Annotated in this window: 14 protein-coding genes; 8 read left to right on the top strand and 6 right to left on the bottom strand. The window is 33.0% G+C overall.

Annotation, left to right across the window (positions count from 1 at the left end; genetic code table 11):
* Positions 1–165 precede the first annotated feature (165 nt).
* The gene (locus H6622_10750; protein ID MCB9061991.1) at positions 166–1,095 is read right to left on the bottom strand and encodes a hypothetical protein; all 930 of its coding nucleotides are present in this window, start codon (positions 1,093–1,095) and stop codon (positions 166–168) included.
* Between the two features lie 162 nt (positions 1,096–1,257).
* Between H6622_10750 and H6622_10745 the strand changes: the two genes are divergently transcribed.
* Complete coding sequence (locus H6622_10745) at positions 1,258–2,193, top strand: SPFH domain-containing protein (protein ID MCB9061990.1); 936 nt, start codon at positions 1,258–1,260, stop codon at positions 2,191–2,193.
* 46 nt (positions 2,194–2,239) lie between these two features.
* Here the strand turns inward: H6622_10745 and H6622_10740 are convergent, their stop codons facing one another.
* Positions 2,240–3,448 (bottom strand): hypothetical protein, encoded by a 1,209-nt coding sequence (locus tag H6622_10740; GenBank protein ID MCB9061989.1) that lies wholly within the window; start codon positions 3,446–3,448, stop codon positions 2,240–2,242.
* Positions 3,449–3,575: 127 nt separating this feature from the next.
* Between H6622_10740 and H6622_10735 the strand changes: the two genes are divergently transcribed.
* The 3 genes from H6622_10735 to H6622_10725 are packed head-to-tail and all read left to right on the top strand — an operon-like array spanning position 3,576 to position 6,026.
* Positions 3,576–4,868, top strand: a complete 1,293-nt coding sequence (locus H6622_10735; GenBank protein MCB9061988.1) for an adenosylhomocysteinase — start codon at positions 3,576–3,578, stop codon at positions 4,866–4,868.
* Positions 4,869–4,915: 47 nt separating this feature from the next.
* Entirely contained in the window at positions 4,916–5,365 is a 450-nt protein-coding gene (rpiB, locus tag H6622_10730; GenBank protein ID MCB9061987.1) for a ribose 5-phosphate isomerase B, read from the top strand.
* Positions 5,349–6,026 (top strand): hypothetical protein, encoded by a 678-nt coding sequence (locus tag H6622_10725; GenBank protein MCB9061986.1) that lies wholly within the window; start codon positions 5,349–5,351, stop codon positions 6,024–6,026. The genes rpiB and H6622_10725 overlap by 17 nt, the downstream gene beginning before the upstream one ends.
* 246 nt (positions 6,027–6,272) lie before the next feature.
* On the opposite strand, the gene H6622_10720 is transcribed toward H6622_10725, so the two are convergent.
* The 3 genes from H6622_10720 to H6622_10710 all read right to left on the bottom strand — a co-directional run bounded on the left by H6622_10720 (position 6,273) and on the right by H6622_10710 (position 9,209).
* Positions 6,273–7,004 carry a polyprenol monophosphomannose synthase gene (locus H6622_10720; protein ID MCB9061985.1) on the bottom strand — a complete coding sequence of 244 codons (732 nt, stop codon included), beginning with the start codon at positions 7,002–7,004 and terminating at the stop codon, positions 6,273–6,275.
* A 127-nt stretch (positions 7,005–7,131) separates the two neighbouring features.
* On the bottom strand, positions 7,132–7,539 hold the full coding sequence (locus H6622_10715) for a DUF393 domain-containing protein (protein MCB9061984.1): 408 nt from the start codon (positions 7,537–7,539) through the stop codon (positions 7,132–7,134).
* 56 nt (positions 7,540–7,595) lie between these two features.
* Positions 7,596–9,209, bottom strand: coding sequence for a hypothetical protein (locus H6622_10710; GenBank protein MCB9061983.1), 1,614 nt, complete (start codon positions 9,207–9,209; stop codon positions 7,596–7,598).
* Between the two features lie 170 nt (positions 9,210–9,379).
* Here H6622_10710 and H6622_10705 point away from each other — a divergent pair, with 170 nt between their 5' ends.
* The 4 genes from H6622_10705 to H6622_10690 all read left to right on the top strand — a co-directional run bounded on the left by H6622_10705 (position 9,380) and on the right by H6622_10690 (position 14,029).
* The gene (locus H6622_10705; protein ID MCB9061982.1) at positions 9,380–9,925 is read left to right on the top strand and encodes a metal-dependent transcriptional regulator; all 546 of its coding nucleotides are present in this window, start codon (positions 9,380–9,382) and stop codon (positions 9,923–9,925) included.
* Positions 9,926–9,927: 2 nt separating this feature from the next.
* The gene (locus H6622_10700; protein ID MCB9061981.1) at positions 9,928–10,599 is read left to right on the top strand and encodes a hypothetical protein; all 672 of its coding nucleotides are present in this window, start codon (positions 9,928–9,930) and stop codon (positions 10,597–10,599) included.
* A 93-nt stretch (positions 10,600–10,692) separates the two neighbouring features.
* Positions 10,693–11,967, top strand: a complete 1,275-nt coding sequence (locus tag H6622_10695; protein MCB9061980.1) for a hypothetical protein — start codon at positions 10,693–10,695, stop codon at positions 11,965–11,967.
* Positions 11,968–11,998: 31 nt separating this feature from the next.
* Positions 11,999–14,029: a M3 family metallopeptidase gene (locus tag H6622_10690; GenBank protein MCB9061979.1), complete on the top strand. Its 2,031-nt coding sequence runs from the start codon at positions 11,999–12,001 to the stop codon at positions 14,027–14,029.
* On the opposite strand, the gene H6622_10685 is transcribed toward H6622_10690, so the two are convergent.
* Positions 14,026–15,444: an N-acetylmuramoyl-L-alanine amidase gene (locus H6622_10685; GenBank protein ID MCB9061978.1), complete on the bottom strand. Its 1,419-nt coding sequence runs from the start codon at positions 15,442–15,444 to the stop codon at positions 14,026–14,028. The genes H6622_10690 and H6622_10685 overlap by 4 nt on opposite strands.
* Positions 15,445–15,469: the final 25 nt, after the last annotated feature.

The following is a 15,469-nucleotide window of genomic DNA, read 5'->3' as shown; positions in this document are numbered from 1 at the left end:
ATTGAACTCAATTCAATATTTCCTCAAATCAATAAATTAACTTATTCAAATCTTGATAAACATAAAAATATTACTCATTAAAATAAAATAAGTTTAAAATAACAAACTGCACATGACTGATTTTAAATCATTTGCAATAATATTTATTTGACGATTCGATATAAACTAGAGAGAACGTATATAAGTTAAATTTGGTCTTAGAATATATCGAAATCTATGTGAAAAATGTTTATTGTAAGCTAGACCTTTTTTCCCTGACTGAGCTCCTATACCGGCCTTCTGCCCTGTCTGTTCTAGATACATATAGGCATGCCCTCTTTCCAAATGTCTTTTATTACTAAGTACTTTTAATACAATATCGCCAGGTACAGCATCTTCGAAATTTGGGATGAACTCATAATAATGAAATTTATCTAGATTAATGTCTACCCATTCACGTGGTAAACGAGGTAAGTGATTTTTTTTTGCTTCTTTATTTATGGTTCTCCATTTCATGAGAAGCAATTGATTGTATTTCTTGAAAGCGATTTCTTTTAATAGAGTTAGATCTGTCTTTTTTGGAGCTGATTCAAAGGTTAACTCCCAGGCCTTTGCAATATCATGTAGAATGAGAGTCACTGTATAGGGAAATGTTACATTTGGTTTAGCGAAATTTATTTTAATTACATGATCCCATATTTTATGTAAAAAACGAGTACAATCTGTTCCCGATAGAATGTGTTCTCCTTCAGCTCCTAAAACATAACCCTTAAAATATTTACCGGATCTACCATATTGGATTTCAAATCTTTTTTTTCCAAGATCAAACATTTCTCTATTGGTACTCGAAGCAATTCGATATTCCTGGTCAAAAAATTTATTTACATAACTTCTAGCATATTTTTCAGCAATTGATCCCAAATGTTGATACTCTTGTGAAGCTATTTTTTTCCAAGTACTTTTGATCGGAGAGATTATTGGAGCTTGATCGTTTATATAATACTGGTCATCATTTTCTAGGTCATTTAAATCTAGTCCATCAAAAATATTTTTATAATCATGAGCAAAAGAATTATTGAAGAAAAAAAAGAAAAGAAAACCTACTGTTTTAATCATTTAAACCTCATTGTTTAATTAAATCGTATCGTGAATTCAAAGATTTTGCGATTATTAATTCCATAATAATATCTCTTCAAAATTGAAAAATTTTATTTATCAGATTGAATCTATACTCAATTATGATATTTAAAAATATTAACATATTCCAAAGGATTTCCTATGTATTTTGAAGGATATTTCATAAATTTTACCTTAGTAATTCTAGTTCCACTTTTTCTTATAGCTTTTTTATGTCTCGTAGACGGTTGGTTTATTGTGTCCCACAAAAATGCAAAAATTATTGAAAGGTTGGGAAAGTTTCACAGAATAGCTCAACCTGGATTTAACTTAAAAATTCCAATAGTTGATAAGATATGTGTAAATAGAGACTTAAGAATCAACCAACTGGATGTTGAAGTTGAAACTAAAACAAAAGATAATGTTTTTGTAAGAACTCATGTTTCTGTGCAATTTTACGTTATGCCAGATAAAATATATGAATCGTTCTACAAATTAGAGTCCCCTGAACGTCAAATTACTTCATATGTTTACGATGTAGTAAGGGCCGAAATTCCTAAAATGGCACTTGATTCTGTTTTTGAAAATAAAGATTCTGTGGCCACTGCAATTAAGGATAGTCTACAAGAATCTATGGATGATTTTGGTTATGCAATATCTACTGCTCTGGTAACTGATATTGATCCAGATGAAAGAGTAAAAGATTCAATGAATAAAATTAATGCAGCAGAAAGAGATAAATTGGCGGCAGAGTACGAAGCAGAGGCCCAAAAAATTAGAACTGTTAAACATGCAGAAGCTGAATCAGAAAGTAAGAGACTCACTGGTGCAGGGTATGCAAATCTAAGAAAAGAAATTTCAAAAGGTATAAAAGAGTCAATGGATACTCTTCGAAATTCAGGTCTTGACCCAATGTCTGCAACATCGATGATTCTAACAACTCAATATCTTGAAACACTTGAGAAAATGGCCAGCACCGGGAAAATGAGTACAATTTTACTGCCGAGTGGTCCTGACGGAGCAAGCTCAATTCAACAACAAATTATCTCTGCGATCGAAGCTTCAAAAATAAATAGCGATATTTTAAATCACAAATAATTAACAGAAATCTTGAAAGTAGTGAATAAATTTGTTCACTACTTTCTCAATACAATTGATATTCCAATAAACGGCACTCAATATTTCCATTTTTAAGTGGAATTTTTCTCTTGGCCGTAAGTGAAATGTTTTTATGTAAATCTTTTTTTGTAAATATGAAAGCAGTTCTATTTTTAAAACTATGTTTTAAATTTTCAGCAAATTCAAAATGAAGTTGATTTTCATCTTGTTGATTCATTCTCTCTCCATAGGGAGGATTTACAATTAAAGTATCAACATTATATTGAGAAAGGTTTACTTTTAAGGAATTACTGTTCTCAATACGACAGGCCTTAAATAGCTTTAGTTTTCTTAGAACTTTCCTTGTCATTTTTAAGGAATTCTCATCATTATCTAGTCCAACAAATAATTGTTTCGACGGAATTAATTCAAGCTTTTTAATGTTTTGCATATATATTGCTTTCAAAATTTGATGAATCTTGTTTACCGGCAATTCACTTTTAAACTTCTTATACTTTAAAAAGTTCCAAGCTTTATCTTCATTTTCTAAAAAAGATTCTATTCGCTTAAGACTTGGAACAATATTGAAATGTTTATAAATTGCCTCAATTAAAAATGTTCCTGTCCCGCACATAGGATCTATTAAACCTTTGCTTGAGTCATAATTCATATAGGCCAGTATTGCCGCTGCTAAGTTTTCTCGAAGTGGTGAAGTGTGACCTTCAAATCTATACCCTCGGTTACTAAGTGGAATTCCACACAAGTCGATATAAACTTGAGCAATAAATTTTCGAGAATTTTCTTTTTTATCTATTCGCAACAAAATTGAAACGTCTGGATTATCAAGTTCTACGTTAGGTCTTTTTTTATGCTTATTTATAAAGAAATCCGCCATTGCATCTTTGAGCTTCAAAGAGAGAAATTTAGTATTTGGAAACTTTTTCTTCCCTTCAAGATCCACAAGCGTAGATATTTTTAAATTTTGCCACGGGTCAATTAATTGATCCCATTCCTTTTCAAGTGCCTTATCATAAAGATCTTTCTCTACTCCAAAAGTAAAAGCAAATGCTTTGTGATAGACTCTACTGGCAATACGCGAGTTTATTATAACGGATAAAGCATCGCGGAAAAGACCTTTAAATTGTACTCCACCTCTTTTAACAATGACTTCACTATTTAGACCTAAATCTAAAAGTTCTTGTTTGAGAAGGTTTTCTGGCCCAACAGGGCATGAAACAAAAAATTCATTATTCATGCGCGCATACTGCCCTTATTTTAGTCTTGTGTCAAAGAAACTCTTCTTGAGACCTCTAGAATGGGATGATATATTCACACCCTAAATACTTGAATAGTGAAAATCTCTTGAGACATAGGAGGAAATGATGTCTGATTACAAAGTAAAAGATATTTCTTTGGCCGAATGGGGCCGTAAAGAAATCACCATCGCCGAGACTGAAATGCCAGGTCTAATGGCCCTTAGAGATGAGTTTGGAATGTCCAAACCCCTTAAAGGTGCTAAGATAGCTGGTTGTCTTCATATGACTATTCAAACAGCTGTTCTGATTGAAACCCTAACTGCACTGGGTGCAGAGGTACGTTGGTCCTCATGTAATATTTATTCTACACAAGATCATGCGGCCGCGGCCATTGCAGCAACCGGTGTTCCTGTTTTTGCATGGAAAGGCATGAACGAACAAGAATTTGACTGGTGTATTGAGCAAACTCTTAAATGGCCAGATGGAACATATTTGAACTTAATTCTTGATGATGGTGGAGACTTAACGAATATGGTTCTTGATAAGCATCCACAACTTGTTAAAGATATAAAAGGACTTTCTGAAGAAACTACGACAGGTGTGCATAGACTGTATGAGAGAATTAAAAAAGGTACTCTTACAATGCCAGCAATCAATGTTAATGATTCTGTTACAAAGTCAAAGTTTGATAATCTTTATGGATGTAGAGAGTCTCTCGTCGATGGAATTAAAAGAGCTACTGATGTTATGGTTGCAGGAAAAACATGTGTCGTCGCAGGCTATGGAGATGTTGGTAAAGGCTCTGCCCAATCTTTGAAAGGTTTAGGAGGAAGAGTTGTCATAACTGAAATTGATCCGATATGTGCACTTCAGGCAGCAATGGAAGGATTTGAAGTCATGAAAATGGATGAAGCGGCCAAAATTGGCGATATTTTTGTTACGACAACAGGATGTATTGACGTTATCAATGCAAATCATATTGATGTGATGAAAGATGGTGCAATTGTATGTAATATTGGACATTTTGATTCTGAAATCAATATTAAACATCTTCATAATAATTACACTGAATTGAATATAAAGCCACAAGTTGATAAGTATACTTCAAAAGATGGTAAGAGAAATATTATCCTACTTGCTCAAGGGCGACTTGTGAATCTGGGATGTGCAACAGGACATCCTTCTTTTGTTATGAGTAATTCATTCACAAACCAAGTTCTGGCCCAGATTGAATTATGGGAAAATCATAGTAAATACGAAAATAAAGTCTATATGTTACCAAAACACCTCGACGAGAAAGTTGCTAGATCTCATCTCGCTAAAATAAATGTTAATATAGATACACTTACAACTCAGCAAGCTGAGTATCTTGATATTCCCGTTAATGGCCCATATAAACCAGAACATTATCGTTATTAAAAAATGAAAAGGGGCAATTATGCCCCTTATATTTTAAAGGAATAATTTTGAAAATTTACATTGGATGTGATCACGCAGCTTTTGAGGCCAAGGAGCAACTGAAGATTTATTTATCAGAAAATATTCAAGTCGTGGACTTAGGGACTAATTCAACTAAAAGTTGTCATTATCCTGAGTTTGCAAAAAAAGTTGCCACTTCAGTTGCAAATAGTGAAAATGATCTTGGAATACTGCTATGTGGCTCAGGTATTGGTGTCTCAATGGTGGCCAATCGATTTAAGAATGTTAGAGCAGCTCTTTGTCGAACAAAGGAAGACGCAGCTTTAAGTAGACAACACAATGATGCTAATATTCTATGTTTGGGCGCAAGAACAAATACTGTAGATGAATTAATTGCGATTACAGATTCATGGCTCACCTCCAAATTTGAAGGTGGAAGACATCAAATGAGAATTGAAATGTTTAACGGATTGGGTGAAAGTGAAACTAAGTCTTAATATAGAAAAAAAACATATACTTCCTTTAATTTTAATTTTCCTTCCAATATTTTATGGATACTACCTATGTTTTTGCAATGAAACTTACTTAGGTTCTGTTTATACGGTCGAAGATGGCCCTATTGAATGGCTAACTGTAGTTGCTCTAATGTCATCGTGCATTCTTTGGATCGTTAGAGTAGTTAAGTTAAGGAAAAAGAAATCCCTTTTATTTTTGGCACTTATGTTAGGAGTCGCAGCAGTATTTTTCTTTGGTGCTGGAGAGGAAATTTCATGGGGACAAAGACTTTTTGGGATAGAGCCATCGGAGTTTTTTAAGCACAATAATTCTCAAAGAGAAATGAACATTCATAACCTTGTTCTTGGTGGTAAAAAAATTAATAAAATTATCTTTGGAACATTTCTGGGAATTTGTGTTTCCTTTTATCTTCTGATTCTACCAGTTCTCTACAGATATAGTTCAAAAATAAAAAATTATATAAGCAAATTGGCCATCCCTGTCCCGAGAAATATTTTTATTCTCTCGCAAATATTTCTCTTTGCTTTGATTTCCACTTGCCCTTCGCCCAAAAAGGGTGAACTTCTCGAATATGGAACGACTTGGATTTTCTTTCTTATCTGTCTATGGCCATTGAATGACGATCTCTATAAATCAGATTGATTGCTCCGGCCCCTTTCAAAGTCTGTGATGTTGAAATCGGTAAATCAGGAAGCAACTATAGTGTTATCTAAATGGGCCAAATTAGTGCTAGCTATAATTGAAGATATGCGAAAAACGTATTAATTGCCTGAAGGTCAAATTCCTCTCAAGGATTTTTTATAACAACACCAGAATACTTTGAACGTCTATCCATCTATTTTTTAGACAAAGTGAATTTTTAAAAACAAAAAAAATTGATCGACAAAATTAACTTAAGATACCTAGTATTTTTCTAAATCTTAACTTAAAAACAGCAAAGATCGCTTCAAATACTATTCCCCCATTCATTTTTGACTGGCCATCTCTTCTTTCGTAAAAAATAATGGGAACCTCTTTGATTCTCATTTTTTTTGCCCATATTTTGTAGTTAAGCTCCAACTGAAAAGAATATCCATTGGAAAAGATTTTATCTAAATTAAGAGACTGAAGTGCTTTACGAGTAAAGCACTTAAACCCACCAGTAACATCTTTAATTTGGATTCCTGTAATACACCGAGTGTAGATAGATGCACAATATGATAAGAGAAGTCTTCTAAATGGCCAGTTTATGATTCGGATACCATCAATGTATCTTGAACCTATGACAAGATCATTTTCCTGTGCTGCTTCTAATAGCCTAGGAAGATCTTTTGGATCGTGAGAAAAATCGCAATCCATTTCGAAAACAAATTCAAAGCTTTTTTCCAATGCCCATTTGAAACCTGTTACATATGCTGTTCCTAGTCCAAGCTTACCTTTTCGTTCTATCATATGGAGATTTTTGTACTCTTTTTGTAATTCTTTAACTTTTTCCGCAGTTCCATCAGGTGAGCCATCCTCAATGATTAAAACAGACAAATCTGAATTAACCTCATTGAATACAGTTCTAATCATTCGTTCAATATTATCGATTTCATTATAGGTGGGGATGATTACCAATGATTTGTCAAACGGCAGCAAAATGATCCTCCATTAGAATTTCTTAAAAAGAAGTTTTACCTCTTTACGCCCAGATAAGCAATCATCTGCAAGTGATGGATGATTTACAAATTTAAGGTTAATCTGAATTATGCTCTGAGTTGATAAATCACCTACACTTAGAACACCATTTAAGCAGGGATTTTCGATAAGTTTTAACTGAATTATGAAAAAGATCCACGGCCTTTTTGCCCATTTCGCCATCTAATAACCAAGTGAATTTTTTTACAACTGGAAAATCTTTTATAAGATATTCAATAACATCAGCTCCAACCAACACTTTATCAGGCGATAGAATAAGATGAACATCTTCATTGCAAGCTGTTTTAGTAAGAAAGGGATATACTTTATAAACTGCCTCGTCATGAATAGAGGCATAATTCAGCATTTCAGAGTCTATAACTCTTTCAAGGGATTGCTTAAAACGCAAACACAATGGACATTCGCTATCAAAAAGTAAAATAGGGTATTGGTATTTTCCAAGAGTCATAAGCAAATTATACGCTTTATATTGCAAATGTTTATATGAGAAAAAAATTCGATAACTTGATAGATTTACTCATTCTTTTTTTATTAGGGCCTTTCAAGTGCCTTCAATCCAGACATTTGATAACGGTATGAAATAATTTTAAAGATGCTTTTTGTTCTTTTATTTGAAATCGCCGCATTGTCATGTGCTTGATTTGCGTAATCTGAAACTCTTGTACCCGAACCTTGATTTTTGTTCTTTCCTTGAAATTGTTTCAAAAAATCCAATTGATCTGAACTTTTTTTCTTTTTCTTGTTAAGACCCGATCCACTTGTATAGGAAAGTGTTCTGCTGTCTTCTTGGGGATTAAATTTTGGAAGGTCAGGCATATTTGATAAACCTTTCGTATTTGCAATAAACTCCTTTGCTTTATCATCTAATGGCCTACCAGCAATATTTGAAGCAATCCCATCGGGAACGCCTAATTTCTTTAAAAGATCAAACTGCTTAAGCTCCTGTGCATTCAAATCCCGGCCAATAGGATCAATATCATTCTTTTTAAGCTCCTCAAGCGCTTTATCGGCCATTGCTTTTGTGTTTGCTGCATTTTTGTTTAAATCTGCATCTTTGATCTTTCCTGTTAAACCATCTTTAACCACATCCTGAGGGAAATTTTGTAAGTGAATATTACTTGGATCAACAGTTATTCTCTTCATTACAACCTCATCTATACAGGAATTATTTTTTAAACATTCGCAATCAGGATCTTGATCTAGTTGTGAATTAGTACACTTATTAAATGTTGAATCATACTTTGCTGCAATACGGGCCTTAATTTCATCGGAACAGTATTTTGGATCATTCATAGTACTTGGATCATTACAATAACATTTTTTTTGCGTCACAGGGTTACAATTACCAAGACTATCCATATGTTCTAAAACATCTCCAACGTCCTTGGCATAGTTTTTATGATCACTAGCTTGCTCGTTATAAAACCAGGTTAATAGACCAGCTCCTGCAAATCTAAGCATTGTCATAGCATCTGGTTTCCAATTAGTTAGTCCTGAATTATAAGCTATCATTATGGGATAGCATGCTGTTGTTGCTCCCCATCCAATAGTTTGAAATTCAGCTGTTTTTGCTCGATTTTCATGCTCTTTTTTTATTTGAACCAGTGACTCTCGTTGTTTATTTGTCTTCGCATTTTCATATTCATAAAGCTGAGTTTTTTCTTGGGCCATATCTTGAGCAAAAGCAAATGCTTCAAATCCAACAGGAATGTATACGCAGTAGTCTTTCATCGATTTTGTATCATCTGTAGAATTAGGATCTGTTTTAGCATCAGTAGCTATCTGTGTGCTTTTTTCACTTTCTTTACCAAAAGAGAATTTACTATTGGTAATATCAGGGGCCGAAGCTAAATTAAAAGCTGAGTATGCTTTTGCAACCGATTCAATAAGTGCGTTATTTGCATCCTCATGGCAAGCATCAGTTTTAAGAGTATCACACTGTTCTTTAACAATTCGATTATAACGAGAAGAATTATGATATTCTTCTGAGAGTTGTTTTTCTTGATCTGTAAGGCCGCCAGAATTAACAACCGATCCATTTCTGACAATAGGAGAGTCATAATCCTTTTCAGTTTGGTCAGTAGTATCTTCTGCATTCAAAACCGAAAGAAAAAAAAATGTTATGAATATTAAAAATGCTTTCATAATTCCCCTCAAAACCCCATTTTAACACAGACTTACAAGGCAAAAAGCAGGAAAAAATGTGAAATTTGTATAAGTTACTGATTATTTGATGATTCTTGTCATTTGGGTAAGGCCGTATTAGTTTTATCCATGCAAACATTTATTGACACTTATCCCTATGGATTTTTGAAATGGCACAAAAGAAAACCACTAACCAAAATCATGAAGTTGAACTGTCTCATTCAATGGTTCACTATCTACTTACTATTCACAAATTAAAGGAAAAAAAAGGTTACGCTAGAGTGACTGACATTGCAAAAGATCTGGGTCTTACCAAAGGTTCAGTTTCAACTGCCCTTAATAACCTGAAGAAAAAAGAATTAGTAAACGAAGAAGATGACAGTAAATTCTTAATTTTAACTGAAAAAGGGCATGACGAAGTTCATAAAATACTTTCATCAAGAACCTTACTGTTCTATTTCTTAAAAGATTTTGTTGGTGTTGACGAATCAACAGCAGAAAATGATGCATGTCTTATGGAACACTTGATGAGCGAACAAACAAGGACAAAATTTTTTGATTTTATGAAAGAACTCGTTTGTACATGTGAGAAAATACCTTCATCAGACTTACCACAAAGTTTCAATTTTAAGACAACTCTAGATCTGTGTAAGTTTGATACAGCAGAAGAATTCATAGAAAGACAAACTGGAGATTCTGTTCTCAAAAAAGACTGAGTATGTATATACCTGTATATTTAGCTTTTATTGCATTAATCACGATTAAAAGTTATGCTGAGACCTATTGTTTTGATGATACAACTTCAGTAAATGAAGTTTATAAAACTGTCTCCGATTTTCTTAAACCGCAAGATGATTTTACTCTTAAAAGACATTCTAATTGTATTGAAATCAATTCAGAAGAAAGTCGAAAAGGACTTATTGATAAGATTATTCGTAGAAATTTCAACGTAAAATCAATGTATTGGAATGATTTAGAACCAACAAAAAAACAATGCAAAATCAATATATCAAAAAATAAACAAACCAAGAAACAGAATCAAACACTTAAACTGAGTACGACTTTAAATCTTAAAAGCGAAAAAAATCTTGATACCATAGATGAAAGTACAAGTATTCTACTCTCAGAAGGTCTTTGGGGCTCATTTTCTATCAATGAAGAAGAAGTGAGTGTGATGTGTTTGTCAAAGGCCATAGATGTCTATGAAATTTCTTTATCAGTGGTATTTAACCAAGAAAAAATTCTTACCAATTTAATCGTTCACCTTGGTGAATCCATCGAAATTGCTGAGTTAATCCAAAACCTAAAAAGCAAAAAAACTGAATTTGCAACAAAAAGTGGCCTAAGTAATCAAAAAGTAAAAACGAAATATTTTTTAACAATACATTAGCGAAAATTTTGTTTTTATCTAGATTAAAAACGTCCACGGTCATTGACTCCTTATATAATTCTCTCATATAGCTTTCACTTAAACGGAGGAAGCATGTCATTGATTCAGACTATCAAAGATATCCATCACGAACTTGGAGAAGTTGAAGGACGAACACGTCAAAATCTCCTTTTTTGCTGTGGTTGCATGTTTCTTCTTCTTTTTTCATACCCGTTTATGCGTTCAACAACTCAGGCCCTTTTTATGGAGCATTATGGAGCTAAAAATACTCCAGTTGTGTGGGGACTCTCTATAATAGTATTGGGTGCAGCAATTGCTTTCTATAATAAATTTCAAATAAAGTTTAAAATTCAAAGAATCTATAATATCTCTGCTATTTTTACTGTTTGCTTCTTTATTTTATCCTTTCTCATCTTACAGGCCGGAGTTAATTTTTGGGTCTATCCTCTCTATGTCGCCAAAGAAGTATATATAGTCTTGCTTGTGAATATTGTTTTTGGCTATGTGAACAGTATCGTAGACGTAAAATTGGCCAAATTAGTCTATGGGCCTATCGGGGCCATTGGTGGCATAGGTGGCGTATTAGGGGGTCTGTTAACCTCCTTCCTTACAAATTACTGGCCAGTTGAATGGATTTTTCTATTTTCTCTTCTTTTTATTGCAGCAACAGTATTTATATTTTGGCAAACAGATCACAGTTTCAACCTTGAAGCACGCAGTGATGATGGCTCAATGAAATATGAATCTCCCCTAAATTCAATTCACGGTGTTGGATCATACGTCGCCATGTTGACTTTACTTATAGCTATTACTCAATTTGTGATCAATGTAGGAAATTTTAAGTTTAATCTCCTCTTCCATGAATTAGTTCCAGATAAAACTGAAAAAACACGCTATTTTGGACTTCTCTACAGTTTAATTAATTTATTATCAGTCTTCGTTCAAATTTTTATCACACCATTATTATTTCGCTATTTCAAAAACAGAAATATACATTTTTCTATTACTACAATCTATTCCCTGGCCACAATTATTGGATTTGCAATTTATGGAAATTCACTTATTCCAGTTGCAATTACTTTCATTATTTATAAAGGAGTTGATTATTCTCTTTTTTCTACAGCAAAAGAAATTCTCTATTTTCCACTCACAAACAAACAAAAATATGGTGCAAAGTATATAGTCGACATGGTCTGCTATCGTTTTAGTAAAGGACTTATCTCAATCGTACTCATCTATTTTCAAAGTATCGCTTTTATAAATGGTGCACTTTGTCTTTTCTTGAGTAGCTGGTTTGTTGTTTTGATTTTTTTATTTAAAAAAAGATCAGAAGTTTTAATGAAAAATAAACAAATTCTGATACAATAAATCTCAGATTTCGCTTGAGAAAGGAGAGTATATGTCAGACCAATTATTAGATGAATTTAAAACACCATTTCAGTCTTTTCCTTTCGATAAAGTCAAAACTCAAGACTATCTACCTGCGATAAAGAAATTAATTGAAGAAGGAAAAGAAGATATCAATCATATTGTTTCAAATGAAGATGAACCTACATTCGAAAATACGATTATTGCGATGGAAAAAGTAGGCAGAAAATTAAGTATTGTCTCAGGAGCTTTTTTTAATTTGAACTCGGCCCATACCAGTGATGAAATGCAAGCACTGGCCAAAGATATTTCACCAATTCTTACTGAATATAGCAACGATATTACATTGAATGATAAACTTTTTACTAAAATAAAAAGTGTTTTCGATAGGCAAGATCAGTTTTCATTATCCGGTGAAGATCAAAGACTTCTTGAAAAAACATATACGGACTTCACTCGAAATGGTGCCTTATTAAATGATTCAGAAAAAGAAGAATTAAGAAAAATAGACAATGAACTTTCTAAACTATCCTTGGACTATAGTGAAAAAGTACTTAAAGAAACCAATTCTTATGAGCTTCATATTACAAAAGAAGATGATCTAAGAGGACTTCCTAAAGACGTGATCGAAGCAGCTGAACACGAGGCCCAATCTCGTAAAAAGGAAGGTTGGGTTTTTACTTTACAATTTCCCTCTTTTTTTCCTTTTGTTACATATTGTGATAACAGAGAACTTCGACAGAAAATTCTTACAGCATCGTCAATGAGAGCAAACCAAAAAAATGAAAACAATAATGAAGAAAATATCAAAAAGATTTTAAATTTAAGAAATAAAAGAGCAAAATTATTAGGATTTGTGAATCATGCAGATTTTGTAATTCAAAATAGAATGGCCACAAATGTCGAAACAGTACAAGATTTTTTAGAAAGTCTCTTCGAAAAATCAATCAAAAAGGCCAGGCAGGATGTTCAAGATGTTTTTAAATTTGCACAGGCAAGTGGATTAAAAGATGAACTAAAAGCTTGGGATTATTCATATTATAGTGAGAAATTGAAAAAAGAAGTCTTGGATTTTAATGATGAAGATTTAAAGCCCTACTTTTCACTTGATAAAGTCATTAGGGGAGTATTTTCTGTTGCAAGTAAACTATATGGTTTAAGTTTTAAAGAAAATAATAAAATTCCTGTTTATCACGAAGATGTAAAAGTTTATGAAGTTTACAATGAAAAAAACGAATTAGTTTCTCTATTTTACGGTGATTTTTATTCTCGTGAATCTAAAAGACAAGGTGCTTGGATGACTGAGTTTAGAGGACAGTACATCGAAAATGATGTGAATGTTCGTCCTCATGTGAGCATTGTGTGTAATTTTCCTAAACCCACATCAAAAACTCCCTCTCTTCTCACTCTAAATGATGTGAGAACACTGTTTCATGAATTTGGACATGCGCTACACGGAATGCTATCAAACGTGAAATATGAAACTTTATCTGGACCTAATGTTCTTTGGGATTTTGTTGAGCTTCCTTCCCAAATTTTAGAAAATTGGTGTTATGAAAAAGAGTGTTTAGACTTATTTGCTGAACATTATGAAACTGGTGAAAAACTTTCTTCTGAAATGCTTGAAAAAATTAAAAAAGAACTTTCTTTTCAAGAAGGCAGGCAGACCATGAGGCAACTATCTTTTGCAGCAATAGATCTTGCTTGGCACGTGACAGACCCATCTTCTATCCATAGTATTTATGAGTTTGAAAAAGAAGTTATGAAAAAGTTTCAAATCTTAGATCCTGTAGAAGGTGCTATTTTCTCTACATCATTTGGACATATTTTTGCCGGAGGATATTCAGCGGGTTATTACAGCTACAAATGGGCCGAAGTGTTAGATGCTGATGCATTTGAGCTTTTCAAAAGTAGAGGCATATTTGATAAAGAAACTGCAAATTCTTTTAGAGATAATATATTATCTAAGGGGAACAGCGAACATCCGATGGATCTTTATAGAAAATTTCGTGGACATGATCCTAGTATAGAACCTCTTTTAAAAAGAGCTGGTCTACTTTAAAGGTCTTCTGCGTTACATTTTTTTTGATTTATGTACTTTAATATTCCTTTGTAGAAACCTTGAGCAACTTGAAGTGCTCGATCTGGCCCATTTAAACCGTCAATTTGGTTTTCTTCATACCGAGAAAGTCTTGCAGCTTCATCAAAATTATCTTGGACTAAGGCCTCTGCTGCACATAAGGGGACGCTGGCCATTCTCGTCATGTCTAAGTTACGGTGAAAAATTCCGTGCACAATTTCTCCACTTTTGTCATGTGCCTGAGTACTATAGTCAACTAAGTAATAAGCATCATCTTGAGTTGCTTGTCTTATACCTGTTGAGTTGGACAGTTCATCTACAATGGCCTTACAGAATTTAATACTCTCATCGATAAGGTTCTTATCAAGAATTTGTCTTAAAAAGTGATACTTAGAGCTATTTTCCTCTAATTCAGAAACTCCAGCAGAATTACTCATAAAACTTCCAGGAACAAAACCCATATTGAAATTATATGAATGTCCAATGTTGAGTCCTTTTTCATTTTTGGGATCAAATGTACTTTGGCCATTGATATCATGTTTGATGTGCATACCATTGTAATGAATTGATAAAAAGAGATCGGCCTTGGAATATGAAAATTCAGGGTGCTGTTGGTTGACAAAATCTTGTCTGGCCAACCTTTCATCTCTTGAATACAACCTAAACAAAGACATAATTGATCCAGGTTCTAAGAACCATTTTATAGCTTCTGTTTGTTCGATGTCAGTTGGAAGTCTTCCTTGTTTAAAAATTACATTTGAGCGGTATGCTTTTACTATATTTTCAATGTTAGAAGACCACTCTTTAAATGAAATTCCTAATGTAGATTTCTTTTCGAGTGTTCTAGTAAGTAAAACTTTTGCTCCTCGCGCTTCTAGTAAATCTCTTAATGCATATGCAGTGAACAGGTTTAATCTTGCTTCAGTAAAAGTGTAACCGGTCTCAATCATTGTAACTCTTCTATCATCTAAATCTGCATATTCTTCATCCATATGTCCTGGGTCTAAAATAATGTTTAGATCACTTAAATCATCCGAAGAGCTAAAACATTTATTTTGAGTAGATTTTAGATCAGTTTGATCGCCAAAATGGAGAGTATATAATATGTCAGGATACTGTTCGTTAAGAATAGGTTCATCAGGGTTTCTTAGAAATTCAATCGCATAAATTCCGTTATCATTTCTTAAAAAATTAAGGTTTTTTTCATATTTTAAGCTTGGATGAACAATACGATTGAAAGCATTTTGAAAATCTACACTCGTTATTTTGTATTGGAAATCTTCAAAGTCTAAAAAATCTATCCTATCACTAGTATTTATTTCAATAGCAAGTGATATGGAACTTATAAGTATGTTACTTAAAATGATCAAAAATGTAGATAATGTATAAAACTTCATTTTTATAGATTTACCCTATATTTTA

It is taken from the genome of Halobacteriovoraceae bacterium, from assembly GCA_020635115.1.
Taxonomy (GTDB): Bacteria; Bdellovibrionota; Bacteriovoracia; order Bacteriovoracales; family Bacteriovoracaceae; genus JACKAK01.
The sequence above is the reverse complement of the archived record's forward strand: the minus strand, read 5'-3'. Positions and strand labels throughout refer to the sequence as shown.

Bases quoted from the DNA above. Each gene is read 5' to 3' on its own strand.
- H6622_10750 (MCB9061991.1), bottom strand. From the start codon at position 1,095: ATGATTAAAACAGTAGGTTTTCTTTTCTTTTTTTTCTTCAATAATTCT.
- H6622_10745 (MCB9061990.1), top strand. From the start codon at position 1,258: ATGTATTTTGAAGGATATTTCATAAATTTTACCTTAGTAATTCTAGTT.
- H6622_10740 (MCB9061989.1), bottom strand. From the start codon at position 3,448: ATGAATAATGAATTTTTTGTTTCATGCCCTGTTGGGCCAGAAAACCTT.
- H6622_10735 (MCB9061988.1), top strand. From the start codon at position 3,576: ATGTCTGATTACAAAGTAAAAGATATTTCTTTGGCCGAATGGGGCCGT.
- H6622_10710 (MCB9061983.1), bottom strand. From the start codon at position 9,209: ATGAAAGCATTTTTAATATTCATAACATTTTTTTTTCTTTCGGTTTTG.
- H6622_10705 (MCB9061982.1), top strand. From the start codon at position 9,380: ATGGCACAAAAGAAAACCACTAACCAAAATCATGAAGTTGAACTGTCT.
- H6622_10700 (MCB9061981.1), top strand. From the start codon at position 9,928: ATGTATATACCTGTATATTTAGCTTTTATTGCATTAATCACGATTAAA.
- H6622_10695 (MCB9061980.1), top strand. From the start codon at position 10,693: ATGTCATTGATTCAGACTATCAAAGATATCCATCACGAACTTGGAGAA.
- H6622_10690 (MCB9061979.1), top strand. From the start codon at position 11,999: ATGTCAGACCAATTATTAGATGAATTTAAAACACCATTTCAGTCTTTT.
- H6622_10685 (MCB9061978.1), bottom strand. From the start codon at position 15,444: ATGAAGTTTTATACATTATCTACATTTTTGATCATTTTAAGTAACATA.